We start from the raw sequence: 25,792 nt of genomic DNA, 5'->3' as shown, positions 1-25,792 counted from the left end.
GGCCAACCTATTTATCGCAGGGAGTCCGTGAGGGAGGTGTGCTGTGCATCGAATCCTTCCGGACGCGACGCGGCGGTGATCTCGATGGCTGACGACCTTTCCTTCGACGCCGGGGGCGCTGGCTCGGAGTGGTCGCTGTTCGTCGCGGGCGACTGCGTCCCCGACCGGGACGACACCCCGCTCGTCGCCCCGGCGGTGGTCGACCGCATCGCCGACGCCGACCTCGCGGCCGCGAACCTCGAAGCACCCGTCGAGACGGACGCCGACCCCGTTTCCAAGAGCGGCCCCGCCCTGACGGCCGACCCCGACGCCCCCGAGCGTCTCGCAGACGCCGGGTTCGACGTCCTCGCGCTGGCGAACAACCACGCGATGGACTACGGCGCGACCGGGATGCGAGCGACCCGCGAGGCCTGTGCGACGGCAGGCGTCCGGACGGCGGGCGCCGGCGAGGACCGGACCGACGCCCTCGAACCGGCGCGGTTCGAGGTCCGCGGCACGGACGTCGCGGTGGTGAGCGTCTGCGAGCGCGAGTTCGGCGTCGCCACTGCAGACCGACCGGGAACGGCCTGGAGCGGCCATCGCGACGCGGTCGCGGCCGTTCGCGGGGCGGCCGACGACGCGGACGCGGTCGTCGTCCTCTCCCACGGCGGTGCCGAGTACGTGCCACTCCCGCCGCCGAGTCGCCGGGCGCGCCTTCGCGAGTTCGTCGAGGCGGGCGCGGACCTCGTCGTCGGCCACCACCCGCACGTCGCGCAGGGATGGGAACTGTACGAGGACGCACCGGTGTTCTACAGCCTCGGCAACTTCGTCTTCGACCGGCAGGCCGACGAGGAGAACACGGCACGGGGCCTGGCCCTCGACGTTCGGTTCGCCGACGGCGCCGTGGCGGCCGTCGACCTCGTCCCGACCGTGCTCGACGGGTCGGTTCGGTTTCTCGACGGCGACGCCGCCGACGAGTACCGCGACTACCTCCACAGGGCCGCCGACGTGGTAGCCGACGAGGAGCGGTACGAGGCCCACTGGCAGGCCATCGCCGTCCGACTGTTCTACGAGCGGTACTCGAACTGGCTGATGACCGGCGTCGGCGAGAACCTCGCACTCGCCCGCACCAACCCGCACGACCCGGACGCCCAGCGTCCGCTCTGGGACCCTGAACGGCGACGGCGGGAACTGCTCACGCTGCTGAACCTCTTTCGGAACGAGTCACACGGCGCCGTCGTCACGACGGCGCTCGAAGTGCTGAGCGGCAACCGCTCCGACCGCAGAACCGAGTCGGTCGAGGAGAGCGTCGACGCGCTGCTCGCCTGGACGGAGCGCTAGTCGCCGGCGTCCGACTCGGCGGGACGCGGGGTGAGGTCCTCGGCTTCCACCATCGCGTCCAGCGGGTTGTCCGCGATGTCGAGCGGGAACTCGACGCGGCCGCGCCGCCGCGCAGACTCCCAGCAGCCGTAGATTATCTCGTTGGCGGTCAGGACGTTCTCGGCCCCGATGTCCGGCGTCTCGCCCGATTCCAGACAGTCGACGACCTCCCTGACCGCACCGTGGAGCATCGTCTCGTACGGTTCCTCGACGTCGTAGGCCTCGAACTCCTCCTCGCCGGTCTGTCGCACCCGGAGCTCCGGGCCCTCGTCGGGCCACAGTTCGACGGTGCCTTTGGTTCCGCGGACGCGCACGTAACAGCGAACGCTCTCGTGACCGACGCCGCTGGAGAGAATCGCGTGAACGCCGTTCTCGTACCGCCAGAGCGCGAGCGCCTGGTTCTCGTTGTGCGACCCGTACCGGACGTTCTCCTCCCGGTAGTCGACCTGGCAGAGCGCCCACTCCGCCTCGCACTCGGCGTTGATTCCGTTACAGATGTCGATGAGGTGGCTGCCGAAGTCGAAGAGATTCTGGCCGCCGACCTCGAAACGCCGCGGGTCGCCGATGAAGCCGTCTTCGATGAGATCGTACGCCTTGCGGTACGCGCCGCTGAACCGCCGCTGGTGGTTGAACGTCAACTGGACGTCGGCCCGGTCACAGGTTTCCGTCATCCGGCGACAGTCGCCCCACGTGTCGGCCATCGGTTTCTCACAGTGGATGGCCGCCGGGATACCGCTCTCCGCGCAGTCCACGACGATGTCTGCGTGCGTCGGAACCGGCGTGCAGACGCTGACGACGTCCGGTTCGACGGCCTCCAGCATCTCGACGTAGTCCTCGAAGACGCTGGACGCGGGAAGGTCGAATCGGTCGGCGAACGCCGCTGCGTTCTCGCGGACGAGGTCCGCACAGCCGACGAGCGAACAGTCGTCGAGGTCGTCGTAGGCCGCGGCGTGACGGTAGGCCATCGCCGCGCTCGTGCCCCAGTTCTGGTCCCCGGGGTCCGGGCCGGTTCCGATGAACGCTACACGATAATTGCTCATCTGTTGTTGTTCGTATTTTGTGGAGGTATTTGAATCCCCGTGTCGTTCCCCCGGGGGTTTTTGCGGCGGGCCTACGAACGGGGCCTCATGCTCTCGGTCAGAGACACCGCCGGGTACGTACTCGACATGGAGTTCCGAATGCCGTTCCACTTCGGCGACACGGAGATTACGTCGCTCCCGCACCTGTTTCTCGTCGTCGAGGCCGAGTTCGACGGTGAGCGGGCGACCGGCCTCGCCGCGGAAGGGCTCTCGCCGCTGTGGTTCGTCAAGGACCCCGACCTGACGTTCGCGGGCGGCCTCGCCGACATGGTCGACGTGGTCGACTCGGCCCGCTCCCTCGCGGAGGAGCAGGCGGAGACGGCGTCGGTCTTCGACTACTGGCACCGCCTCTACGAGTCCCAGCGCGAGTGGGCGTCGGACACCGACCATCCACCGCTCCTCTGGGGGTTCGGCGTCAGCATGGTCGAGCGCGGCCTCGTCGACGCCTACTGTCGCCACCACGACGTCTCGTTCGCCTCGGCGCTTCGGTCCGGTGCGTTCGGCGTCGACCCCGGACGCATCTATCCCGAACTCGACGGCGCCGACCCGGCCGACCTCCTCCCGGAGACGCCGGCCCGCGAGTTGACGCTGCGACACACCGTCGGGTTCACGGACCCGCTGACCGACGAGGACCTCGGCCCGAACGACCGCCTCGACGACGGACTACCCCAGACGCTCGCGGAGTACCTCGACGCCCAGCGCCTCACCCATTTCAAAGTGAAGCTGAGCGGTGACCCGTCGGCCGACGCCGACCGCCTCGGGGACCTCGCGTCCCTGTTCGACGACCGCGGCCTCGCCGAGTACGCCGTCACGCTCGACGCGAACGAGCAGTTCGACGACGCGGCGGCGTTCCGCGACGCGTGGACGACGTTCGTCGACGACCCCGACGTAGCGCCGTTGCTCGACCGTACACTGTACGTCGAGCAACCGCTGGCCCGCGACGAGGCGATGACGGCCGAGACTCGACGGACGTTCGCGTCGTGGGACGACCGACCGCCAACCATCGTCGACGAGTCCGACGCGCTGAACGACAGCCTCGGGCGCGCCCTCGACTGCGGCTACGACGGAACGAGTCACAAGAACTGCAAGGGCGTGTTCCGGGGCGTCGTCAACGCCTGCCTGCTGGAACGTCGCCGGCGCGAGAACCCCGACCGAGACTACGTGCTCAGCGGCGAGGACCTCACCACGGTCGGCCCCGTGTCGCTCCTTCAGGACCTCGCGGTCGTCGCCTCCCTCGACGTCGGCCACGTCGAACGCAACGGCCACCACTACTTCACCGGACTCTCGATGCTGCCCGACGACGTGCAGTCGCGGTTGCTCGCGGATCACGGCGACCTCTACCGCGAACACGAGGCCGGATACGCGACGCTCGACGTGACCGACGGTCGCGTCCGCGTCGACTCGACGGTCGACGCCCCGTTCGGCTACGACGTCGACGTGGACCCTTCGCGATTCACGCCGGTCGAGGACTGGACGTTCGACGCGTAACGCTGCAGGGACGCCGGGGATGGTCTCTCCGACTGGCGCACGACCCGAAGGGAGACTCACGGGTGTCACAGCGGGAACGCGGACGGACGATGACGGAACGCGACGGGACGACACGACCATCGCCGTCCGGACGGTCCGGGGGGAACGGTCACTGTCCCACCGCCGACCCGACTTCGCCGGTTCGACGAAGACCGTTCCACGAAATCGACGCAATGGTTTTAAGAGGAAGCCCCGAGGTATTCTCGTTAACGCATGACAGCCATGGGACTCGTAGGTCTAGACACCAGCCACGCCGAGGCTTTCGCAGACGTCCTCTCGGGACGCGACGACGCGTCGGTTCGCGGGGTCTGGGACGGCGGAGCCGTCCGGAATGCAGATTACGCGCGGTCGTTCTGCGAGGAGTACGGTGCCCGCCGGTTCGACGAACCTGCGGCGATGGTCGAAGCGGTCGACGCCGCGATGGTGCTGACCGTGGACTGGAAAACCCACGCCGCGCTCGCGGAACCGTTCCTCGAAGCGGACGTTCCGACGCTCGTCGACAAGCCGCTGGCGGGCAGTTTCGAAGACATCGCGACCCTCGAAGCGGCCGCGGGTGACACGCCGTTGTTCGGTTGTTCGGCCGTCCCGTTCCACGAGGGGTTCACGGCGCTCCCGCGCGGTGGGAGCGAACGAACGCTGTTCGCCGCCGGCTACAACGACTACTTCTACTACCGGACGCATCTGGCCGACACGGTCCGCTTCCTCGCGGACGCCGACTGGACCGAGGTCGTCCCCGGCTCGGAGCCCGGAACGACCGTCGACGTCCACTTCACCAACGACGTTCACGCCACGCTCCGGTTCGACGGATCGCCGGAGGACGCCACGTTCAGCGTCCTCGACATCGGAGAGACGACCCGGACCGTCGAGATGGAGAGCAGTTCCGACGTTCTCTCCCGGACGTACGACCGATTTCTGGACGCGTTCCTCGACGTCACCAGCGGGAACCGCGACGACACCGACCGCATCCTCGACTCCGGCCGCCTCGCGCTGGCCATCGAGGCGGCGCTCGCCGAGGGCCACAGTGTGACCCCCGACTCTCCCGTCCTCGACACGTTCGAAGTGACCGGCGAATCGTTTCTCGCCGACTACGACCCCTACTACTGAGCGAATGACCCCTGCCGACCGACTCCTCGGGTACTGGCCGGGTCGGGTCGCTCCCGACGGACGGGTGCCGGACCGCTCGGGGGCCAGCCATCACGGAGCCTGCGGCCGCGACGCGCGCTGGACCTGGTAACTCAGCGGCCGGCGACGCGGGTCCACTCGCCCGTCTCGGCGGACTCGTAGGTAGCGTCGAGCACGCGGAGCACCGTCAGCGCGTCTTCGAGGGTCGCCGGCGGTTCGCAGACGCCGTTCCGAGCCGCGAAGTACTCCTCGAAGAACTCCAGTCCCCACTTGCCGCCGTACCCGGGGGTTCCGTCGTACTCGTAGGTCTCGGAACGGTGGGGCGTGCTCGCCCACCCGTCGTCGGTGGAGTCGAGTTCGAGAGTCGTCTCCCCGTCGAACCCGAACGTCTTCCCCATCGGGTCCCACTCGCTCCGACCGCGGTCGCCGTAGACGGCGATGTGGGTGTCGTAGCGGCCCTGGCGAAGGAAGTACCCGCACGTCAGCGTTCCGATGACGCCAGACTCCGTCGCGATCTGGAGCGCGGCCCCGTCCTCGACGTCGACCGTCGGCGTGCTAGCCGACGTCCGAGCGTTGACCCGGACTATCGGGTCGTCGAGCATCCAGGGAACGAGGTCCAGCCAGTGGACGCCGAGCCACTGGACGATGCCGCCACGGCTAGCCGATCCGTCGAACAGGTAGTGGTCGGTGTCCCGGGCGTCCAGCGCCGAGGCGACGAAGCGAGCGTCGAAGGCGTCCACGTCCCCGAAGAACCCGGCGTCCGACAGGTCGCGGAGGCGTCGCGAGACGGGGTGGCCTCGCCACGTGTACGAGACGCCGACCGTCGACGAGGAGTGCCGGGCGGCTTCGGCGACCGATTCCAGTTCCGTCGCCGTCCGGGCCGCGGGTTTCTCGGTGAACACGTCCACGTCGCGCTCGATGGCCGACCGGAGTACTGCGGGAGTGTCCCGATTCGAGAGGGTCACCCAGACGAGGTCGACGGCCTCCTCGGCCAGCAACTGATCCGGGTCGCGGTAGAACGCCACGTCGTCGAGGCCGTCCAGGTCGGTCGGCGTCGGGTCGCCGGACGGTTCGCAGGCGCAGGTCACTTCGGCGTCGAGTTGCGCGATGCTCTCCAGGTACGCCGGGCAGTGGTGGTGGTCGAGTCCGATGTAGGCGATGTTCGTCATAGGGTCAGTGGAACGACGGGATTACCTCGTTTCCGAACCTCTCCAGGCACTCCAGCGTCGGTTCCTGCGGTTGGCCGGGGAACTGGCACCGCACGAGCACGTGGTCGACACCGAGTTCCTCGTACGTCCGGAGCTGGTCGACGCACTCCTCTGGCGAACCGATGACGAACTTCTCGGCGAGTTCGTCGTAGTCCACCTCGACCTCGTGTTCGTCCATGTACGTCTGGCCCCAGCGAGCGTACAGCTTGTAGAGGTTGAGGAGATACGGCTCGATAGTTTCGCGGGCCTCCTCGACGGAGTCGGCGACGAAGCAGTCCCGCATCAGGACGACGTCGTTGTCGGCACGGTCCATGCCGAACTCGTCGAGGGCGTCCTCGTACGTTCCGATCTGCTCCCGGAGGTCCTCGGTGGTCGAGGAGGCGCTGGCGATCCAGGCGTCCCCCCGATAGGCGGCGCGTTTGATGGCGACGTCGGCGTGGCCACCGATCCAGACGGGAACGTCGTCCGGGGCGGGACTGACGAACGCCTCGTCGTAGTTCCAGAAGTCCCCGTCGTGGGTGACTTCCTCGCCCGACCAGAAGCGCTTCAGCAGTTCCACGGATTCGAGGAAGCGCCCGACGCGCTCGTCCATCTCGACGCCGAACGCCGCTAGCTCTCGCTCTCGATAACCGAGGGCCGCGCCGAACGCCGCCCGGCCACCGGAGAGGCGGTCGATGGTAGCGACGGTCTCGGCGAGGTGAAGCGGCTCGTACAGGGCCGGGAGCATCGCCGCCGTCCCGAGTTCGAGCGAGTCGGTCCGGGCGGCGAGCGCGGCCAGCCCCGTCAGCGGCTCGACGAACCCCTCCTCGTGAACGTGGCGCTCGCCCAACGTCGCCGAATCGAAGCCGACCGACTCCATGAGTTCGGCCTGTTCGATGAGGTCCGGCGCGTCGAAGGCGTCGTTCTCGGTGTAGTACTGGTTGAGGAACACGCCGAACTTCACTTCGCCATCACCACGGTTCGATACTGCTCGCCGGTTCCAGTCAGCCACGGGGTCGCGACTTCTCTGGGGCTACCGTTTCCAGATCGCATACCCGGTGTTGTGACCCCCCAGGCTAAATAAGTTGCTCCCGGTGATTCGCTCGCACGAACTGTCTGCGGCGCTCGAAGGATGGAAAGCGAGCGACGGAACGTGGAAGCGGCGGCAGCCGACCGGTGCCGTAACACCGGCTACTTGGTCTTCGGAGTGAGATCGCCGGTTCGGAACCCGGTGAAGTACGGCATCATGGGACCGCGCTGCATCTCCTTGGTCGACGGCCAGTTCCAGTCCTTCGTGTCCGCCCAGTGGTTGTGAGTGCCGGACCAGATCTGTGGACTGCAGCCGGTCTGGTTCCACGCCCACGAGAGGAAGTCGAGATGCTTCTGGAACTCGTCTTCGTCGACTGCGCTACCGAGTTTGCGGAAGCGTTCGAGGACGTTGACCTCCCTGATAGTGCCGTTGGGGTCGCCGACCGGCATCGGCACGGGGAAGTTCTCGACGTCCTTGCCCATGGGTCCGACGTACTGGTCGAGTCCGGGATCCCACTCCCACTGCATCTGGAACCACGGATGGTCGGGACCCATCGAGGCACCCCACCAGCTGACGAACACCTGGAAATCGCCGTTGAAGAAGTCCTCGGCCCAGACGGAGCTCGATTTGGTGTCGATCTCCGCTTTGATACCGAACTCCTCCAACTGGTTCTTGAACGGCGTCTGGTACGTCGGGTCGCCACTGTTGTCGAGAACGATTTTGAACCGTTCCCCGTTGGGCTGGTACCACTTGCCGTTTCGCTTCGTGAACCCGGCTTCCTTGAAGAGACTCGCCGCTTTCTGCGGTTTCGGACCCTCGTTGTACTGGTTGAGGTTATTCCGGACCTTGTCCGAGAGCCGATTGGCGAAGTTGTGGCCGACGGGTGGTGGCGTCATGAGGTTGTCGGGGTTCGACGACCCGGACTGGGTCCGCTCGGGGTCGTGGAGCCAGCACATCGCCTGGCGGGCCCGCCAGTCCTGAAAGCTGGGATGGTCGAAGTTCAGCAGGAAGCCGTAGCCGCCGACGGACGGCAGCAGGTCGTGGCGGATGTGATCCGGGAACTGTTGGGCCACCTTCGGATCTGCGTCGCCAGCCACTCCGTCCACGTTGTCGTTGCGCATCTCCGCCCAGGGCTGTCCACCCTTCGCCTTGTGCGCTTCCAGTTTCGGAACGGCGACCCGGTCGGCGTAGTGGTACTTCCTGTGCTTCTTCGCGGTGAGTTTCGAGGGCGTCGCCTTCTCGAACTTGAACGGCCCGTTACCGACGGGGTCGGTCAGCTTGTAGGAACTGACATCCTTCTGCACCTGCTTTTTCTTCTCCTCACTGTCGGCGTTACGGAACCGTTTCGCGAACGTGCCGAACTTGCTGTTCGGCGGAGTGTTGATCCTGATGCTGAGGATGACCGTCTGGAGGAGGTCCCTGTTCCTCGGCTCCGGGAGCGACAGTTCGACCGTCTTCTCGTCGACTGCCTTCGCACCGTCGATGAAGTTGGACGCCGTCGCGCCCATGCCGAGTTCGATGTCCATCTTGTCCTTGACGTGCTGGGCGGTGACGGGGGTTCCGTCGTGCCAGTGTGCGTCGTCCTGGAGCGTGATGGTCATCTTGTTCTCGGTCACCTTCCAGCTCTTGGCGAGGCCCGGAACGTACTCCCCGTCGTTCCGCTTTATCGCGAGGCGGTCGAACCAGAACTGGTTGGTAACCCAGGACTTGTTCTTGGAGTTGTACTGGTTCCACTGCAGTTCGTTCGGGAGGATTCCTTCCCTGGTGCGCGTCGAGTAGACGGGGTCGACTGGTTTCCCACCACCGTTCTTGTTGTTGTCGCCGGTCGACTGCGTTCCACCATCGGTCGTTCCGTCGTTACCGTTGTCCTGATTTCCGCTACATCCCGCAACGCTGGCTGCCAAGCCGGTCGTCCCAGCCATCTTCATCCACTGCCGGCGAGAGACACGGCTCGTAGTGCTATCCATTTTGGAATGGTCTGGCATGCTTCGTCCTCACAAACATTACTAAGAGTATTTATAGTTTAGGGTCTTTCCGTTATGGTTTTCGGCCGTACTACCATCGCGAGGCATACCTTTAAGTCAATAATGGCATATCAACTGACCATGAAACGACGTACGTTCGTTTCGACGACAGTCTCGACGCTAACTGCTATGTCCCTCGCCGGGTGTGCCAACAGCGGGGGGGCGAAGAAGAACGTGGAAGTGGTAACTGCCGAACTGCAGCGGAAGAACGAGGGCGAGACGAACGAGACGGTCCACCTCGTCGGCGAGGTAAAGAACGTCAGCGATGACCCGATAGACGTCACGGTCACCGTCACCTTCTACAAAAAGAGCCAGAAGACGAACAACTACAGCGAGACGCTCGAAGGAGTGAAGGCGGGCGAAACGGCGTCTTTCGACATCGAAGCCGGCGCTATCGGACGGACGGCGTCTCAGATCGACGGTTACGTCCTCGAACTGGATTCGAACGGGTACACGTACACGACGCAGGTCACCGCCAGCGGTTGAGGCGACGCAGGCGAGACGCGACTCCGCCGGCACTCGCGAACGGCGGTCCTCCGCCACCGAGCGTCTCCGCGAATCTATTCGTTTTCTTCCGACGGTTCATATTGTGGTCTAATAGCCGTACGACGGTTGGAAATGGCACCAAAAGGTATAACAGATAGCGTCGGAATGTTGGTAGTGGTAACACATGAACAGGTGGTTCTTAAAACGCACAGCGCAGGTGTTCGTAACGATGTTCGGCGCGATCGGCATCTCGTTCGCGCTGCTCCGCCTCATGCCCGGCGGACCCGTTTCGTACCTGCGAGCGCAGATGATCTCCCAGCCCGGGACGAGTTCGATTTCACAGGTTAACGACCAGATCGAGACGTACACGAACATCAACCCCTCGGACCCGCTCTACGTCCAGTTCCTGGATTACTTCACGGCCGTCCTGAACGGCGACTTCGGACAGTCGATATGGTACCAGAAGCCGGTGGTAGACATCCTCGCCGAGGCGCTCCCGTGGACGATATTCCTCTCCATCGTCTCGCTGGCCATCTCGTTCTCCCTCGCCATCGTCCTCGGGGCCACGATGGCCTACTTCGAAGGAACTCGCTTCGACTACACGAGCTCCTCGCTGTCCATCCTGCTCAGTTCGATTCCGTTCTACGTGGTCGCCATCGCGTTACTCGTCGTACTGGGATACGACCTGGGATGGTTCCCGACGAGTGGTCGGGTTTCGGACGCCGTCGAGCCAGGACTCAACACCGCGTTCATCGGAAGCATCGTCTACCACGCTGTCATGCCGCTCGCGGCCCTCATCGTCGCCGGGTTCGGCGGGACGGCGCTCTCGATGCGGGGTAACAGCATCCGCATCCTCGGCGAGGACTACCTGCGGGTCGCCCGCCTCCGCGGTCTCCCCGAGAAACTCATCGTTCTGCGGTACGTCGGTCGCAACGCACTGCTTCCGCTCTACACCGGCCTGATGATGAGTATCGCCTCCATCTTCGGTGGCTCGATAATCCTCGAGACCATCTTCACCTATCCCGGGATGGGCTGGTACATGAACCGCGCGTTCCAGACCCGGGACTATCCACTGTTGATGGGGAGTTTCCTCCTCACGACCACCATGGTCATACTCGGCATCTACGTCGCCGACCTGACGTACGGAAAGATCGACCCCCGCGTCGAACGAGGTGATCACCGTGAATCGTACTGACGACGACCAGACCTTCGACTTCGAGACGGTATCGGACGTGCAACTGACGCGGAAAGAACGGGCCCGTCGGCTCACCGACGAGTACGTACTGGCTCCGTTCCGCGTGCTCTGGAGCGACTACCGTGCACGCATCGGACTGATAATCATCGGCTTCTTCCTGCTAATGGGGACGGTCGGGACCATGGTCGTTCCCGAACCGGAGTACCACGGAGCGCCGAAGCATCTCCAGCCGTTCGTGAACATGGCTCACCCGCTGGGAACGGACCACCAGGGCCGCGGGCTAATGAGCCAGGTCGTCCACGCCACCGCACCGATGCTGAAGATGATAATCGCCGGTGGGGTGTTCTCGACGTTCATGGCGACCATCATCGGCACGGTCAGCGGTTACAAGGGCGGCCCCGTCGACCGGATTGCGATGTACGTCGTCGACATCGTGATGACGATTCCCAGCCTCCCCCTGGTCATCGTGTTAGCGGCGACCCTGCAGCCGAAAGACCCGGTCGTGGTCGGCCTCGTCCTCTCTATCACCGCCTGGGCGGGGCTCTCTCGGAACATCCGGTCGCAGGTACTCTCCCTGCGCGAAGAACCGTACATCGAGGCATCGCGGACGATGGGTCTCTCGACGGCCACCATCCTCGCCAAGGACGTGACGCCGAACATCATGCCCTACGTGATGGTCCACTTCGTGCAGTCCGCACGGAACGTCATCTTCGCCTCCGTCGCGCTCTACTTCCTCGGGTTCCTCCCCGCGCAGTCGGGGACGAAGAACTGGGGCGTCATGCTGGACCAGGCGTACAACAACGGCGGCCTGATCGCGCCGAGCCTCTACTTCTGGTTCGCCGTGCCGATGGTCGCCATCGTTCTGCTGTCCTACGGCCTCATCATGCTGGGCCAGGGCACGGACAGGATATTCAACCCGCGCATCCGTGCGCGGCACGCGAAGACCGTCGACGATGACGAGACTAACATCAACAGCTAGAACAATGACTGTCAGCGAACACGCGTACGACATGCGAACGGCAGAAGAAACGGTACTCGAAGTAGAGAACGCGAGCGTAACCTTCGACATGGACCGCGGGGAGTCCCGGGTCCTCGACGACGTCTCACTCGACATCCAGCGCGGCGAGATTCTCGGTATCGTCGGCGAGAGCGGGAGCGGAAAGTCGATGTTCGCGTCGTCGCTCCTGGACGCAGTCGTCGACCCGGGAGTGCTCACGGGCGACGTCACGTATCATCCCCCCGACGGCGAACCCGTCGACGTCCTCGACCTGAACAAGCGCGAACTCCGGCAACTGCGCTGGGAAGAGATCTCGATGGTGTTCCAGGGCGCGATGAGTTCGTTCAATCCGACGACGACGATCCGCACTCACTTCGAGGAGACGCTCCAGGCACACGACGCGGACATGAAGGAGGGGATGGAGCGGGCCAGAGAGATTCTCACGGACCTCTACCTCGACCCCGACAGAGTGCTCGACGTCTACCCGCACGAACTCTCCGGCGGGATGCAACAGCGCGCGCTCATCGCGCTGTCGCTCGTGCTCGAACCCGAGGTGCTCGTGATGGACGAGCCGACGGCAGCCCTCGACCTGCTCATGCAGCGGTCCATCCTCAAGATGCTCCGGGAGGTCCGGGACAAGTACGACCTGACGCTCGTGTTCATCACGCACGACCTCCCGCTCGTGGCAGAGCTGGCCGACCGCCTCGCCGTCATGTACGCCTTCGAGTTCGTCGAGGTCGGAGGGTGCCAGGACATCCTCGAAGATGCGACCCACCCGTACACGCGGGCGCTGCTGAACGCCACGCCGAACCTCAGCACGGACGTCGAGGAGATGAAACCGATAGAGGGCTCGAGCCCGGATCCGGTGAACGTTCCCCAGGGATGTTCGTACCATCCGCGGTGCCCGCTGGCGACGGACGAGTGTACCCGGGACGACCCCGACTACTACGACGTCGGCGATGGACACCGTGCCGCCTGCCATCACTGGGAACGGGCGCGTCGGGAACTGCCTCTCAGCACGAGAGAGTCCGTCGAGACGGGGGAACGATGAGCGACGCCGACGACACCGTCGTCTCCCTGCAGGACGTCGAGGTACACTTCGAGGAGGACGACAGCCTCCTCGGACTGTTCTCGGAACCGGACACCGTCCACGCCGTCGACGGGGTCTCTCTCGACATCTCCGAAAACGACGTGGTGGCGCTCGTCGGGGAGTCCGGTTGCGGGAAGACGACGTTAGGGAAGGCGGCCATCGGGATGCGACGACCGACCGGTGGGAGCGTTCGATACCGCGGACAGGACATCTGGGACGCCAAGGACGGCAGAGGCGACGTGACCGTCCCGTACCAGGACATCCGGAAGGCGCTCCAGATCATCCACCAGGACCCCGGGAGCGCGCTCAACCCGTACCGAATGGTGAAGAACAACCTCGAGGAGCCGCTGAAGCGGTGGCAGAAGGACCTCAGCGACGAGGACCGAACGGCCCGTATCCTCCACCTGCTCGAAACCGTGGGGATGGCTCCTCCCGAGGACTACGCCGAGCGGTATCCACACCAGCTTTCGGGCGGGGAGAAACAGCGCGTCGCGCTCATTCGGTCGCTCCTCATGAACCCGGACCTCATCCTCGCCGACGAGTCCGTCAGCGCCCTCGACGTCTCGCTACGGGTCGAGATGATGGACCTGATGCTGGAACTCCAGGACCAGTTCGATACGTCGTACCTCTTCATCTCCCACGACCTCTCGAACGCACGGTACATAACGGAGAAAGCCGACGGCCGCATCGGTATCATGTACCTCGGCAAACTCGTGGAAATCGGACCGCCCGAACAGATCCTGAACGATCCCCAGCACCCGTACACGAAGGCCTTGCGGTGGTCGTCACCGGACCTTCGTATCGACCCGAGCGACGACGAACTCCCCATGCGGAAAATCGACATCCCCGACCCCATCGACCCGCCGTCGGGGTGCCGATTCCACACGCGGTGTCCGGTCGCACGCGAGGCGTGCAAGGGTGAGACGCCGGAGGCATTCCCCGTCGACGACTCGTCCGACCACGGGGCGGCGTGTTATCGCGTGCTCGAGAATCACGAGTACTGGGAGAGCCAGCCACTCGACAACACGGAGGACGAACAGACGTACCGAAAGCAGTTCGGAGACTAACTCCGTTTTCGTGTCAGTGCGATTTCATTCATCGGTAAGACTAAAAGGTTACGTGAAGGAGTTTTCGTGTACGATGTTACCGAAGGTGAAACAGGTCGATCCGTTAGCGGTCCTCCTCGAACCGTTTCAGCGTTTCTGGGTCCTCGCCATCACGTTGCTCGACGCGACCCTGTTCGGCGCTGCCTTCTACTTCGAGAACAACGGCCATCCGGAAGTCGCGGGCATCACGGTAACGATCGCCCTCTTCGTCGCCCTCTTCACGGCCGTCGTGTACGCCGCCATCTGGTGGCTTCGTCAGGTGTAGTCCACGTGAACCGTCTGTGAACGACTACGCCCACGAGCGACGCGACGTTCCAGACCGTTCGGATTTCTCCGTAGCGACGATGGCTGTCTCGCCGTGACCACCGGCTATCCTCCGACCGTAGCCCGTCGAACGGTGGTACTGAACCGCTCCGTCGAGAATCCCTTCTCCGGAGAGGACCGGCCGTACGGTGCGCGAACCGGCGCGGTCGTTTGAACACTCCAAACGCTTAAGTCCCATTGGGCCGTCACCCTTAATACAGATGAACGACGCCCGGAACCCGGTCAAATCGGTGCAAACGTCGCTCGAAATCGTGGAAACGATCAAGGAACACGACGAGATCGGCGTCACCGAGCTCGCCGAGGAGGTCGGTCTCACGAAGGGGACCGTCCACTGTCACCTCGCAACGCTCGAAAACGACGGCTACGTCGTGAACACGAACGGGCGCTACCGTCTCGGACTGCGATTCGTGGACATCGCACACCACGTCCGGAGACGCGTCCCCATCTACGACATCGTGACGGAGGAGGTCGAGAAACTGGCCGAGAAGAGCGGCGAGCTCACGCTGTTCACCGTCGAAGAACAGCGGGAGGGGGTCTGTCTCTACAAGGCGAGTGGGGAGAACGCGGTGCAGACCGAGCTGTACGTCGGCTACCGCAACGAACTCCACCACACTGCCGTCGGAAAGGCCATCCTCGCGTTCAAATCTCAGGAGGAGATCGACGAGATCCTGGCAGAGATGGATCTGCAGAGCCTGACGGACGAGACGATCACCGACGAGCGTGAACTCCGCGAGGAACTGGAGGAGATACGGAAGCGTGGACTGGCGTACAATCGCGGGGAGACCATCCCGGGGCTCGTCGGCGTGGGTGCACCGATTCGTGACCACGACGACGACGTACACGGTGCCATCGCCATCATCGGGCCGACGAGTCGCATGAACGACCGCCTCGACGAGTTCTCGGAGATGCTCAACCACGCTGTCAACGTCATCGAAATCAACGCTACGTCGCTCTAAGCCACCACACCATCTGTTTTGTTATTCCAAACAGCAGGGTAGTCGACCCCGGGTGCCTTCTATTACACCCCTAATGCTGTAACGGCCGAGCCCGTCCCGGACGTCCGACGGTACATCGTCGGCCAGCGACGGCCTGACGGCCAGCAGCGGCGTCCCCTCGTCCGTTGCTACCCTCGTCCGTTCGGTAGCGTCAGACGATTGCAGGCAGTTCATTACAGTATTAGTTCTGTAATTGGCACAGGGGTATCAGCAATGTCGCTCGCGCGATCACCCCCGACGAAACGTGCCGATTTACGATGTGGTCGGCTCCTAGCCGAAGTTATGTTTGGCATTCCCAAACGAATACGGGACAGTAGCTCGCCGGACCACCGGACGAGGAGGGCGATTCGTCGACGATGGCGACGATAGCGGATCATCTCCGACCGTTCGTGTGGGAAAGCTTTACGTACGGGGTGGCGGAACACGCGCCATGGGCGATAGGACCCAGGACAGGAACTGTCGTGAAAGCGCCGAGAGCGAACGAGCCCCGGACAGGGATGTTCCCAGTCCGCAGGTGCCGGACACCGCCGATAATCGGCTCGTAGACCGCCGAGACCCGGTCGACCGGAGCCAGAGCGGTCTCGTCTCGCGGGACTACCAACCCCGACGGGGCGGACCGGAACTGGTCGCCTCGTGGCCGCTCGGAACGCCGCCGCGACAATCCCGACCCGGCAACGTCGACTGGAAGGTCGAAAGCGAGAAGTTCGTCCAGTTGCAGCGCAATCTCACGGTGAACCACTTCCTCGGACCCGTCGAGTTCACGAAACTCTACGTCGGGGTCCGGGGTCGCGGCCGCGTCGAAGGCGACGGGACGCTCGCACTGCGGATCGAACCGATACACCTGGAGGGCGAGGAGTACCGGACGACCGTCGAGTTGGCCGACGGAAGCGACGCGCCGTTCGTGACGCCGATGGTGGAGTTCACACCGGATGCCCCCGACTACCGCCAACATACGTTCATCGGTCGCGAGATGTACGGCGGCTACGTCCTCTCCGCGAGAGCCATCGACGGGACCGGGTACCTCGACCAAGGGACGGCCGTCCACCTCTGGAGCGAGTGACGATGCGTACTATCGGCCTCCTGTACGACCTGCACGTCGGAATCGGACGATACGAGCACGAGGACGAGTCCGTCCAGCGTGCGGCCATCGACAAACTCAACGACGTGGGCGTGGACTGGACGCTGGCCGGCGGAGACCTTCGACTGCTCTCGCCCTGGGAGGAACAGACCCAGTGGGGCGAGTGGCACGGCGACCCGGACGACGCGTTCTACCACAGCGAGTTCGAGCGGGCCCGCGAACTGCTCGAGGACCACCTGGACAGTGGCTACCACGTCATCAGGGGAAACAACGAACGGCCGATGAGCGCGTACCGCAAGCATTTCCCGGCGGAGGAGTTCCCGCCCTGGTTCTACTTCGAGGACGACGGCGCGCGCTACGTCTTCCTCGACTCCAACCCCCACGACGGGTATCACCCGCTCGGCGAGATACAGAACTTCGTCACCGCTCCACAGATTTCCATGCTGGAGCGGTTGATGGACGAGGACCCCGAGATACCGACGTTCGTGTTCTGTCACGCACCGCTGTGCAAACACACGGAGCTGGACGAGAACTGGGAGACGCACGCGAAGCCGTACTTCTACGTCCTCAACTGCCAGACGGTCCAGAGCGTCCTCGAACGCGGAAACACCGTCTTCGTCAACAGCGGCCACTACTACTACGACCACGGTCGGGGAAGTCGCCGCATCGACGGCGTCGAGTACGTTCTCGCCCGCCACCTCAGCCACATGAGCGAGGAGTCGGACTACGGGGGCGACGTGCGCTGGATGAACGTCGACGCCGACGAGAACCGCGCAGCGGTGCACTACTACGACGTCGGCGCGGACGAGGAAGGTCTCCTCACCGAGACGACGTGGTGAGGGGAGAACCGAACGACGAGTGGAAAGACCGGACTACGATAGTTCGAGCGGTTCGGCCCGCTCGGCCGACTCGATGACGGCCCAGTTGAGTTCGAGCGTCCGCGTCGCGTCCGAGAACGACGACCGAACGTGGCTCTGGTCGCCGCGCTCGCAAGCCTCGATGAACTCCGCTACCTCGCGGCGGTAGCGGTCGCAGGTGCCGTCGAAGTCGATTTCCTGACCACCCACGGTGCCGGTCAGCGACTGCGCGGCGTAGTCCAGGGACAACTGGAAGTCCTCGCCCGCAACGTCGATTTCGACCGTCCACTCCGGAGCCGTAATCGACGAGCTGACGGTCCCGACGACGCCGCTCTGGTGTTCGACGGTGGCGGCGACGCCGTCGGCGTAGTCCACCTCGTCAGTCCCGATTCGATCGGTATCGGTAGCGTACACCCGGTCGACGTCGCCGGCGAGATACCGCATCGTGTCGAGCACGTGCGTCGTCCGGATGTTGACGTCGCTGCCCGAGCGGGCCATCTCGTAGCCCCACTCGCTGTTGGGAAGTCCGCTCCAGTAGCGGGCGTGGAGGAGGCCGATGTCCCGATCCCCCACGAGGTCGAGCGTTCGTTCGGTGATCCGGTCGTAACGAAACACGTAGCCGGACCCCGTGACGACGTCTGCGTCCCTCAACTGCTCTTCCACCTCGCGGGCGTCCTCGGGACGGAGACCGACCGGCTTCTCGACGAACAGGTCGACGCCGTGTTCCACGGCTAGTTCCGCCTGGTTTCCGTACGCGAACGGAGGAATCGCGAGGAACACGGCGTCGAAATCGTGGTCCGCGAAGAGCGTCTCGTGGTCGGTGAAGACGGCGGCCCCGCGGGGGTCCGCCGCGGCCACAGCCGCGGACTCGTCGACGTCACAGACGGCCGTGATCTCCGCACCATCGACGTCGTCCACGCACGCCATGAGATCGGACGCCATCTTACCCGCTCCGATAAATGCAACTCGCATGGTCACGTTGACCGTACGAAGGGTGATATTTCAACGTTTGGAACGCGGTAACTTTGACCACACCATCTAGGGCGTGCAGACCGACGCTCGAACGCTTCTATCCGACCGTCGACCGAAGAAAGTCGAGGTCGGCGGCGATCGCTTCCGCGTACGGAGCGCTGTCGTGGACGAACTCGACGTTGACGTATCCCTCGAAGTCGCCCGCCCGGAAGGCAGCCAGAACCCCCGAAACGTCGTAGAACGCCTCCGAGAGCGGACATCTCGACTCACCACCGCGCTCGGGGACGGCCTGTAGGTGGACGTGGTTGCTCAACGGCGCGAGTTCCCGGGCCTCCGCGACGATGGCGTCGGGCGCCGCGTCGAACGAGGGCTGATAGTTCAGACCGAGGTTCGAATCGTCGACGGCCTCGACGAGTCGTCGCGCTCCTTCGCGCTCGTCCGTCAGCGTCCCGGCGTGTCGTTCCACGGTGACCTCGACGCCGCGGTCCGCCGCGAGCGCAGTCAGGTCCCGGAGGTCGGCAACGACCTGCTCCCAGTGGTCGGAGTCCCGTTCGGCGTACCCCTGGGTACCCGCCCAGACGCGGATGCGGTCGGCGGCCAGTCGCTCCGCGACCGCGAGTTCGTGCTCGCGTGCGTCCGCGAAGGCGTCCCCGCCCGCTCGGAGGTAGGAGCCGTAGACCGGCACGTCGAGGCCCAGGCGGTCGGCGTCGCGCCGGATGGCACGACAGGTCCGTTCGGAGCCGTCGCCGACGTGGTCACGACCCCATATCTCGACGCCGTCGTAGCCGGCCCGGGCGGCCTGCGATAACACCGTCTCGACCGCCGCCTCGGCGTTCGATATGGTACAGAGTCCTACTCGCATGACCGGACCGTCGCGTGTCACCGACGTAAGCGTTCCGCCGGAACGGCCCCTCGGGGAACGGAACTCGTTCGACGTCCCGGTTCGAAAGCGCCGCCAGGAGGTGAGGGACGTCTCCGTCGACCACGGCGTACATCTTCACGCCGTGGTCGACGGAGACGTCGCGCGTCGCGCCCGCTCGCGTTCGGCGGCGGCGAACTGACGTTCGGCCATCGACCGCAGGTACGTCGGTGGCCCGTCTTCGACGTCGTAGTATCCGCCGACGTTCCGCTCGAACGGGTCCATCACGCTCCGACCATCGAACAGCGAGCAGGGAAAGGTTCGTCCGCGGCGGTTCGACCGAGTGCCGTTACGGTCGGGTCGGTCACCCCAGTTCCGGCGCACAGCGCCGAATCTTCCGGACGGCGTCCCCGACGGAGCGGACGCCGACCTCGGACGCGAGCAACACCTCGTGAGGCATCGTGACGGTCGTCGCGCACACTTCCTCGACCCCGGGCAGGTGAAGACTGCGATATGCGGGAACGTCGGCGTCCGCCGGGACGAGGGCCTCGACGGTCGCCCGGGAGAACGCAGGTTGGCGATACAGCGGTATCGCGTACCCCGTGCCGGCGGGGACGCCCTCCGCGTTCAACGCCTCGATGAACCGGTCCCGCGGGAGTCCGTCGAAGGCGTCGGGGTCGTACGTCAGGTCGAACAAGCAGTAGCCGCGAGCAGTGATGCGGTCGTCCTCGGGTTTCGCACTGATGCCGTCGACGTCGGCTATCTCCTCGCGTAGCGCCCGCTCGTTGCGTCGCCGGGTCTCGTTCTCCGCCGGGAGCTCGTCGAGTTGGGCACAGAGCAGCGCGCCCTGGAACTCCGTCATCCGGGCGTTCGAGGCTAGCTCGTAGTGGCGGTAGACACTGCCGTCCTGCCGACCGATGTTGTGGAGCAACTCGCCTCGTTCCGCGAGGACGTCGTCGTCGGTGACGACGATTCCCCCTTCGCCGCCGGGGAGCGACTTCGACTCCTGGAAGGAGAAAGTTCCCACGTCGCCGATCGTCCCGACCTTCTCGCCGCGCCACTCGGTGCCCTGCGCGTGGGCGGCGTCCTCGACGAGAAAGAGGTCGTGGTCGTCGAGGACGGGAAGGAGAGCGTCGAAGTCCATCGGGTAGCCGGCGACGTGCACGCCGACCATGCCGACCGTTCGGTCGGTCACCGCGTCGGCGACGGCGTCGGGGTCGACGTTGTACGTGTCGGGGTCGACGTCCACGAACCGCGGCACCGCACCGAGGGAAGTGACGGCGCTCGCCGTGGCGATGAACGTGTACGGCGGTACGAGCACTTCGTCACCCGGCTGGACGTCGAGCATCCGGAGCGCCACTTCCAGGGCGACGGTACCGTTGGCGACGGCGATGGCGTGGTCGGCGTCGTGGTAGTCGGCGAACCGCTCCTCGAATCGGTCCACCCACTGCGCATCGTCGTAGACGCGACACCAGCTTTCGGACTCCAGTGCGTCCAGCACGTTCTCGCGCGCGCCGTCCGGACACCGCGGCCAATCTGGAACGTCGAGCGCTTGCGCTGCCTCTGGGCCGCCACGAAGGGCGAGTTCGTCCATGCCATCTCGACGGACCGGCTCTGTATTAACTTTGTCCCGAGCGGTATCCAGACTCGGACGCGGATGACAACGCTTAATCCCGCCGAGCGGAGTGACTCACTCGATGGTGCGAATTGGTCTCATCGGCCACGGTTCCCTCGCCCAGAAACACGCGCAACGTTGCGCCGAACTACCTCGCGCGGACGTCGTCGCAGTCGCCGGCAGCAGCTCTCTCGATAGCGATATCCTCGCGGACGCGGCAACGTACGACGACCCAGAGGAGATGTTCGACGACGCGGCGCTCAACGCCGTGGACGTGTGCTCGTCGACCGGTCGGCGAAGAGCGGTGACCGCCGCGGCCGACCGTGACCTCCACGTCCTCTGTCCGGGCGCTCTCGCCGACTCGCCCGCGGACGGAGCAGCTATCGTGGAGGCGGTAACGACGGCCGGTGTCGTCTTCGTCGGCGGCCACGCGACGCCGTTCGCGCCCGAGTACGACGCGGCGACGACACGAGTCGAGAGCGGCAACATCGGAGCAGTCGGCAACGCCCGCACGTCGCGCCGCGTCGGCGAGGAGCAGCCGGCCGGACTGTTCGATCTGGTGGGCCGCGACGTCGCGTTCCTGCGCCGGGTCTGCGGCGACGTCGACCGCGTCTTCACCCGAACGACGGAGAGCGACCGCGACGCGCGAGCGTTGATAACGCTCCGGTTCGAGGACGACATCGTCGGGCATCTGGACGTGCGACGGACCGGAGCGGAAGAGCGCCGCCCGGTCCGTCGCTTCGAACTCGCCGGCACCGACGGTCTCATCGAATTCGACAGCGAGGAAGCGACACCACTGGCGATTTCTCGCACTGACCGCGACGACAGGTCCGTCCCGCTTCGCCGAGACGAACACTATCGCCAGATCGAACACTTCCTCGACTGCGTTGCCGGCGGGGAGCAGGAGTCAGGTAACGCCGCAGAGGCCCTCGCGACCCTCCGGGCGTGCGTCGCCGCGCGAGCGTCGGCCGAGCGCGGTACTCCCGTCGACCCGAGGGAGGTGGGCGCGTGACCGTCTCGCTCGGAGTGCTGTCGACGGCCCACGTCCACGCCGACGGGTTCGCCGCGCTCTTGGACCGACGCGAGGACGTGGAGTTCGTCGGCGTCGCGGACGCAGACGCCGACCGCGGTCGCGAGGCGGCCGACCGATACGGTGTCCCGTACATGGCAACCGAAGAGTTACTCGCAGCCGTCGACGGGGCGCTGGTCTTCTCGACGAACACCACCCACGAGCGGTGGGTGACGGCCGCCGCCGATGCGGGCGTGGACGTCCTCTGTGAGAAACCGCTCGCCACGAGCCGCGCCACCGCCCGGCGTCTCGTCGAACGCTGCAAGGACGCCGGCGTGGCCCTGGGGATGAACATGCCGCTACCGTTCTCGGAGCCAGCACGGGCGGCGCGGAGGGCCTACCGGAACGACACTATCGGTGACCTGACGCTGGCGACCGGCACCAACCGTGCGAGATTCCGGAATCGTCACGAGGACGGCTGGTCGGCCAACCCCGAACGCGCCGGGGGCGGTGCGGTGATGGACCACACAGTCCACGTCGTCGACCTGGTCCGCTGGATTACGGGACGGGAAGTGACCGAAGTGCACGCCGAACTCGCGACGATGCGCGACGGCCCCGAGGTCGAGGACATCAACGTCCTCTCGATGGAACTCGACGACGGGACGCCGTTCACGCTCGACGGGTCGTGGGACCGCCCGGACAACTGGGACTACTGGGGCGACGCGACGCTGAATCTCGTCGGCACAGCGGGGGAACTGACCGTCGACTGCTTCGATTACAAGCTCCGTGAAACCCGGGACGTCGGGGAAGACCAGGGCATCGACTCGGTCTACTGGGGGGAGCTCCCGAACGAGGAACTACTCGCCGACTTCGTCGAGACGGTTCGCACGGGGCGGTCCCCCACGATTACCGGCGAGGACGGCTTCCGCGAGACCGCCGTCTGCGTGGCGGCCTACGAGTCGGCCGAGGCGGGCGAACCGGTTTCGGTCGACTACTGAACGTGAACGGCCAGGGACCGGTTTCGGGCGTTACGAATATTTATATATCTGCCGTACCTCATTGTTATCAATGGTCAGTATCGACGGGCCACGACTCGCCAGACCGGACGAGTTCGACGAGATGATGTCGTTGTTGGATCGGTATTTCGCCTACGAGCGCGGCGGCATGGCCGCCAGACTTCCACACGCCTACGACGAGGCCACGCCCGAGAACCACGCTATCGTCAGGAAGGACGGCGACATCGTGAGTCACGTCGGGGCGATACCTCAGACGCTCAGCGTCGGCGAGGGGAACGAAATCGAGTGCTGGGGCGTGTCCGGAGTCACGACCGACAAGCGCCACCGTGGAAACGGCTACATGACGCAGTTGCTCGAGTTCTGGCTCGACCGGATGGCCGAAGAAGGGGTGGCGCTCGCCGACCTCGGCGGAAATCGCCAGCGATACGCTCACTTCGGTTGGGAGCAAGCGGGCCGGGAACACCGCTACGAGATACGCGAGCGCTCCTTCGATGGGAGCGCCGGGGCAGGAACGATCACGACGTACGAGGGAGGTGACGAGCAGGTCGAGACGCTCCGGGAACTCCACGGAGACGAACCGTACCGGGTGAGCCGCGGTCGGGAACGAAGCCGGACGGTGTTCGGACAGCGAGGGCTGGAGACTCTCCTCTACGAGAGCGACGGTGACACTGCCTATCTCAGTCTCACGCGTGAGAGCCGAGAGCGTACCATCGCCGAGTTCGGCGGGGCAGCAAGAGGTATCGAGGCCCTGATAGCCCACCTCTTCTCGGCGTACGACGTCGACTCCCTGACCGCCATCGTGCCACCGCGTCATCCACGAAACCCGGAGTTTCGGCGACACAGCCGGTCGTGGTCGGTGAGCGAACATCGAAAGCTGAACGTCCGCAACCTCCGAGCGGTCCTCGCTCGCTTCGCCGACCAGATGGAGGCCCGTTGGTCGCGACGGGAAGGGACGGCCAGTGGCCGGGTTACGCTCGGTCTCGAAGCGGAGTCGGAGGGAGTCGAACTCGTCTACGACCGGGATGGAATTACAGTCGAAGCGTTCGACGGGACTCCCGACGTTCGACGGGAGCGAGGAGAGATGTCAGGCCTCCTGTTCGGAATGCACGACCGGGAAGCGGAACTCAAGGCCGACTATCCCGTCTTCGAGACGATCTTCCCGCTCGACTTCTTCATCTGGCCCGCCGACCGAGTGTGACTGTCTCGCGTCTCGTCACTGCGACGGCGCCCAGATTCGAGGCGAGGAACGCGACCGTACTCCCACCGACAGTGCTACTTTCTGACTCCCTGCACGTTTCATATACGGTATATCGCTATATCGATTGTGGCGGACCAGAGTGACGGTCCGCCAGATACCGTCATCCCGACGGACGGAGCGCTGCGGGCACGGACGGCACTGGATGCCGGCTTCTACGGAAGTACGGGCAAACATCAGTGTTGCCGACCAGTTCATGCGGTTCAGCGCGGAACCCCCGCGCTGACGCTTTGGCTCTCGTTCGGCGGTCTCGTGGTTCACCCGCTAGTCGTACTCGCACCCCCAGTCCTCCAACAGTTCGGCGACTTCCTCCGGATGCTCCATCGCCACCAGGTAGGCAGCCTCCCGCACGTCCGTCAGGTACGTCGAGAATCCTGCGTCGGCCTCGACATCTCGCTGGAACTCGCTCTCGCGCTCCTGCGTACGTTCCCGAAGGTAGAACTGTACCATCTCTCGCTCGCTCTTCACGCTGTTCCGACGGACCGCCCACGGCACCCTTTCCGCTTCAGTACCATCGTCATCGGTATCAGTCTTGACCTGCTCGGCCGAATTCGCGTCTGCGTCCACGTCCTCTTTTCCCGTCACAGACCCGTCCGTCTCGTCGAGTTCGTCGCTGAACGGATCGTCGCCGGTCCCGCCTTTCATAGATTGGCCACCTCCTCGAGGTGGCCGGCCAGCTCGTCGATCTTCGCGAGTGTTTCCCGTTCGTAGTCGCGTTCACGGTCGCGATGCTCGTCGACGTACTGGAACGCGCTGGACTGTTTGCGCCAGCAGCCTTCGAACATCGACGAGCGTTTCCCGAGGACAACCGGGACGTCGAACCCCAGGCTGGAGACCCCTTCGAGGACGGCTTTCTGGTCGTTGGTCCCTTCGAAACGGTTCGGAACGACTGCCAAGACGCCGACGTTGATATCGAGGTTGTGTTCGATGCCGGCGACCACCGACTGGAGGCCTTCGATGGACTGGTCGCCTTTTCCGGACGGTTCGACCGGGATGGTGAGCGAGCGCGTCGCATTGATGGCGTTGAACAAGTGCGGGCCCGACGTGGCGGGCGGGTCCACGATGAGGACGTCGTACTGGTCGGGAACGTCGTTTTTCGCGAGTACGTGCCGTAGTCGGCCGTATCTCGAGAAGGTTTCGCCCGTCTGTTCGGCGATGCTGGCAGCGTCGCCGAGCAGGTCGCCGAGGCGCTCTAGCATGTTGTGCGACGGAACGACGTCGAAGCCTTCCGTCGTCCGGATGAGGTCGTCGAAGTCGCCTTTTGGCCGGTCGATCATGTGGTGGACGAGCGTGTCCGCGTCGTCGTCGTCGCGACCGGCGTCGACGCCGAGCAGGTAACTCAGGCAGCCGTCTTGGGGGTCGAGGTCGACGACGAGTACGCGGTGACCGTGGTCGGCGTGTGCGCGCGCGAGATTTGCAGAGAGCGTCGTTTTGCCGACGCCGCCTGCCTCGCTGTAGGTCGTATACGTGAGCATGGTAGGCTACTCGAAGAAGTGTGTTATAAAATTCCGTCAGACAACCTGGTTAGGCCATGTGGTTATCCAGTTTAGTTAGGCTAACTAGTTATGCTGCATAATCAGGATTAGTGCTTCTAGTACAAGGCCCCAAGA

The 25,792-nt window shown here is 64.8% G+C and carries 26 protein-coding genes; 16 read left to right on the top strand and 10 right to left on the bottom strand.

Features of this window, described 5'->3' with window-relative positions; genetic code table 11:
- Positions 1-84 precede the first annotated feature (84 nt).
- Positions 85-1,320 carry a CapA family protein gene (locus ACTF4R_RS18755; protein WP_440009677.1) on the top strand — a complete coding sequence of 412 codons (1,236 nt, stop codon included), beginning with the start codon at positions 85-87 and terminating at the stop codon, positions 1,318-1,320.
- Here the strand turns inward: ACTF4R_RS18755 and ACTF4R_RS18750 are convergent.
- Positions 1,317-2,399 (bottom strand): Gfo/Idh/MocA family protein, encoded by a 1,083-nt coding sequence (locus ACTF4R_RS18750; RefSeq protein WP_440009674.1) that lies wholly within the window; start codon positions 2,397-2,399, stop codon positions 1,317-1,319. The two genes, ACTF4R_RS18755 and ACTF4R_RS18750, sit on opposite strands and share 4 nt — an antisense overlap.
- Before the next feature lie 87 nt (positions 2,400-2,486).
- Between ACTF4R_RS18750 and ACTF4R_RS18745 the strand changes: the two genes are divergently transcribed.
- From ACTF4R_RS18745 to ACTF4R_RS18735, 3 genes are all read left to right on the top strand, one after another.
- A complete protein-coding gene (locus ACTF4R_RS18745; protein WP_440009672.1) occupies positions 2,487-3,926 on the top strand; it encodes an enolase-like domain-containing protein in 1,440 nt (479 codons plus the stop codon).
- A 261-nt stretch (positions 3,927-4,187) separates the two neighbouring features.
- Positions 4,188-5,069 (top strand): Gfo/Idh/MocA family oxidoreductase, encoded by an 882-nt coding sequence (locus tag ACTF4R_RS18740; RefSeq protein WP_440009669.1) that lies wholly within the window; start codon positions 4,188-4,190, stop codon positions 5,067-5,069.
- Positions 5,070-5,073: 4 nt separating this feature from the next.
- Positions 5,074-5,199 carry a hypothetical protein gene (locus ACTF4R_RS18735; RefSeq protein WP_440009667.1) on the top strand — a complete coding sequence of 42 codons (126 nt, stop codon included), beginning with the start codon at positions 5,074-5,076 and terminating at the stop codon, positions 5,197-5,199.
- Between the two features lies 1 nt (position 5,200).
- Here ACTF4R_RS18735 and ACTF4R_RS18730 read toward each other — a convergent pair whose 3' ends face one another.
- The 3 genes from ACTF4R_RS18730 to ACTF4R_RS18720 form a co-directional block, all read right to left on the bottom strand.
- Positions 5,201-6,256, bottom strand: a complete 1,056-nt coding sequence (locus tag ACTF4R_RS18730) for a Gfo/Idh/MocA family protein (protein ID WP_440009664.1) — start codon at positions 6,254-6,256, stop codon at positions 5,201-5,203.
- A 4-nt stretch (positions 6,257-6,260) separates the two neighbouring features.
- A complete protein-coding gene (locus ACTF4R_RS18725; protein ID WP_440009661.1) occupies positions 6,261-7,238 on the bottom strand; it encodes an LLM class flavin-dependent oxidoreductase in 978 nt (325 codons plus the stop codon).
- A gap of 227 nt (positions 7,239-7,465) precedes the next feature.
- Positions 7,466-9,208: an ABC transporter substrate-binding protein gene (locus ACTF4R_RS18720; RefSeq protein WP_440009658.1), complete on the bottom strand. Its 1,743-nt coding sequence runs from the start codon at positions 9,206-9,208 to the stop codon at positions 7,466-7,468.
- 201 nt (positions 9,209-9,409) lie between these two features.
- Here ACTF4R_RS18720 and ACTF4R_RS18715 point away from each other — a divergent pair, with 201 nt between their 5' ends.
- The 9 genes from ACTF4R_RS18715 to ACTF4R_RS18675 all read left to right on the top strand — a co-directional run bounded on the left by ACTF4R_RS18715 (position 9,410) and on the right by ACTF4R_RS18675 (position 17,438).
- Complete coding sequence (locus ACTF4R_RS18715) at positions 9,410-9,814, top strand: FxLYD domain-containing protein (RefSeq protein WP_440009657.1); 405 nt, start codon at positions 9,410-9,412, stop codon at positions 9,812-9,814.
- Positions 9,815-10,043: 229 nt separating this feature from the next.
- Positions 10,044-11,009, top strand: coding sequence for an ABC transporter permease (locus tag ACTF4R_RS18710; protein WP_440009655.1), 966 nt, complete (start codon positions 10,044-10,046; stop codon positions 11,007-11,009).
- Positions 10,996-11,988, top strand: coding sequence for an ABC transporter permease (locus tag ACTF4R_RS18705; protein ID WP_440009653.1), 993 nt, complete (start codon positions 10,996-10,998; stop codon positions 11,986-11,988). Before ACTF4R_RS18710 ends, ACTF4R_RS18705 begins: the two co-directional genes overlap by 14 nt.
- Positions 11,989-11,992: 4 nt before the next feature.
- Positions 11,993-13,057 (top strand): ABC transporter ATP-binding protein, encoded by a 1,065-nt coding sequence (locus tag ACTF4R_RS18700; protein ID WP_440009651.1) that lies wholly within the window; start codon positions 11,993-11,995, stop codon positions 13,055-13,057.
- Entirely contained in the window at positions 13,054-14,163 is a 1,110-nt protein-coding gene (locus tag ACTF4R_RS18695; RefSeq protein WP_440009649.1) for an ABC transporter ATP-binding protein, read from the top strand. The genes ACTF4R_RS18700 and ACTF4R_RS18695 overlap by 4 nt, the downstream gene beginning before the upstream one ends.
- A gap of 52 nt (positions 14,164-14,215) precedes the next feature.
- Positions 14,216-14,467: a hypothetical protein gene (locus ACTF4R_RS18690; RefSeq protein ID WP_440009646.1), complete on the top strand. Its 252-nt coding sequence runs from the start codon at positions 14,216-14,218 to the stop codon at positions 14,465-14,467.
- Between the two features lie 259 nt (positions 14,468-14,726).
- Positions 14,727-15,482: an IclR family transcriptional regulator gene (locus tag ACTF4R_RS18685; protein WP_440009643.1), complete on the top strand. Its 756-nt coding sequence runs from the start codon at positions 14,727-14,729 to the stop codon at positions 15,480-15,482.
- 469 nt (positions 15,483-15,951) lie between these two features.
- Complete coding sequence (locus tag ACTF4R_RS18680) at positions 15,952-16,581, top strand: hypothetical protein (protein WP_440009641.1); 630 nt, start codon at positions 15,952-15,954, stop codon at positions 16,579-16,581.
- 2 nt (positions 16,582-16,583) lie between these two features.
- Positions 16,584-17,438 (top strand): metallophosphoesterase family protein, encoded by an 855-nt coding sequence (locus ACTF4R_RS18675; RefSeq protein WP_440009639.1) that lies wholly within the window; start codon positions 16,584-16,586, stop codon positions 17,436-17,438.
- A 33-nt stretch (positions 17,439-17,471) separates the two neighbouring features.
- Here ACTF4R_RS18675 and ACTF4R_RS18670 read toward each other — a convergent pair whose 3' ends face one another.
- The 4 genes from ACTF4R_RS18670 to ACTF4R_RS18655 all read right to left on the bottom strand — a co-directional run bounded on the left by ACTF4R_RS18670 (position 17,472) and on the right by ACTF4R_RS18655 (position 20,881).
- On the bottom strand, positions 17,472-18,428 hold the full coding sequence (locus ACTF4R_RS18670) for a Gfo/Idh/MocA family protein (protein WP_440009637.1): 957 nt from the start codon (positions 18,426-18,428) through the stop codon (positions 17,472-17,474).
- Between the two features lie 97 nt (positions 18,429-18,525).
- Positions 18,526-19,290: a sugar phosphate isomerase/epimerase family protein gene (locus tag ACTF4R_RS18665; RefSeq protein WP_440009635.1), complete on the bottom strand. Its 765-nt coding sequence runs from the start codon at positions 19,288-19,290 to the stop codon at positions 18,526-18,528.
- Between the two features lie 135 nt (positions 19,291-19,425).
- Complete coding sequence (locus ACTF4R_RS18660; RefSeq protein WP_440009632.1) at positions 19,426-19,572, bottom strand: hypothetical protein; 147 nt, start codon at positions 19,570-19,572, stop codon at positions 19,426-19,428.
- A 79-nt stretch (positions 19,573-19,651) separates the two neighbouring features.
- Entirely contained in the window at positions 19,652-20,881 is a 1,230-nt protein-coding gene (locus ACTF4R_RS18655) for a DegT/DnrJ/EryC1/StrS family aminotransferase (RefSeq protein ID WP_440009630.1), read from the bottom strand.
- Positions 20,882-20,984: 103 nt separating this feature from the next.
- Between ACTF4R_RS18655 and ACTF4R_RS18650 the strand changes: the two genes are divergently transcribed.
- The 3 genes from ACTF4R_RS18650 (at position 20,985) to ACTF4R_RS18640 (ending at position 24,125) form a co-directional block, all read left to right on the top strand.
- Complete coding sequence (locus ACTF4R_RS18650; RefSeq protein ID WP_440009627.1) at positions 20,985-21,914, top strand: Gfo/Idh/MocA family protein; 930 nt, start codon at positions 20,985-20,987, stop codon at positions 21,912-21,914.
- Entirely contained in the window at positions 21,911-22,909 is a 999-nt protein-coding gene (locus tag ACTF4R_RS18645; RefSeq protein ID WP_440009624.1) for a Gfo/Idh/MocA family protein, read from the top strand. Before ACTF4R_RS18650 ends, ACTF4R_RS18645 begins: the two co-directional genes overlap by 4 nt.
- A gap of 70 nt (positions 22,910-22,979) precedes the next feature.
- Positions 22,980-24,125 carry a GNAT family N-acetyltransferase gene (locus ACTF4R_RS18640; RefSeq protein ID WP_440009621.1) on the top strand — a complete coding sequence of 382 codons (1,146 nt, stop codon included), beginning with the start codon at positions 22,980-22,982 and terminating at the stop codon, positions 24,123-24,125.
- A gap of 321 nt (positions 24,126-24,446) precedes the next feature.
- Here ACTF4R_RS18640 and ACTF4R_RS18635 read toward each other — a convergent pair whose 3' ends face one another.
- Both ACTF4R_RS18635 and ACTF4R_RS18630 read right to left on the bottom strand, forming a co-directional pair.
- Entirely contained in the window at positions 24,447-24,827 is a 381-nt protein-coding gene (locus tag ACTF4R_RS18635; protein ID WP_440009620.1) for a DUF7970 domain-containing protein, read from the bottom strand.
- Positions 24,824-25,657 (bottom strand): ParA family protein, encoded by an 834-nt coding sequence (locus ACTF4R_RS18630; RefSeq protein WP_440009617.1) that lies wholly within the window; start codon positions 25,655-25,657, stop codon positions 24,824-24,826. Before ACTF4R_RS18630 ends, ACTF4R_RS18635 begins: the two co-directional genes overlap by 4 nt.
- Between the last annotated feature and the right edge of the window lie 135 nt (positions 25,658-25,792).

This window comes from Halomicrococcus pelagicus (assembly GCF_051917725.1).
GTDB lineage: Archaea > Halobacteriota > Halobacteria > Halobacteriales > Haladaptataceae > Halomicrococcus.
The sequence above is the reverse complement of the archived record's forward strand: the minus strand, read 5'-3'. Positions and strand labels throughout refer to the sequence as shown.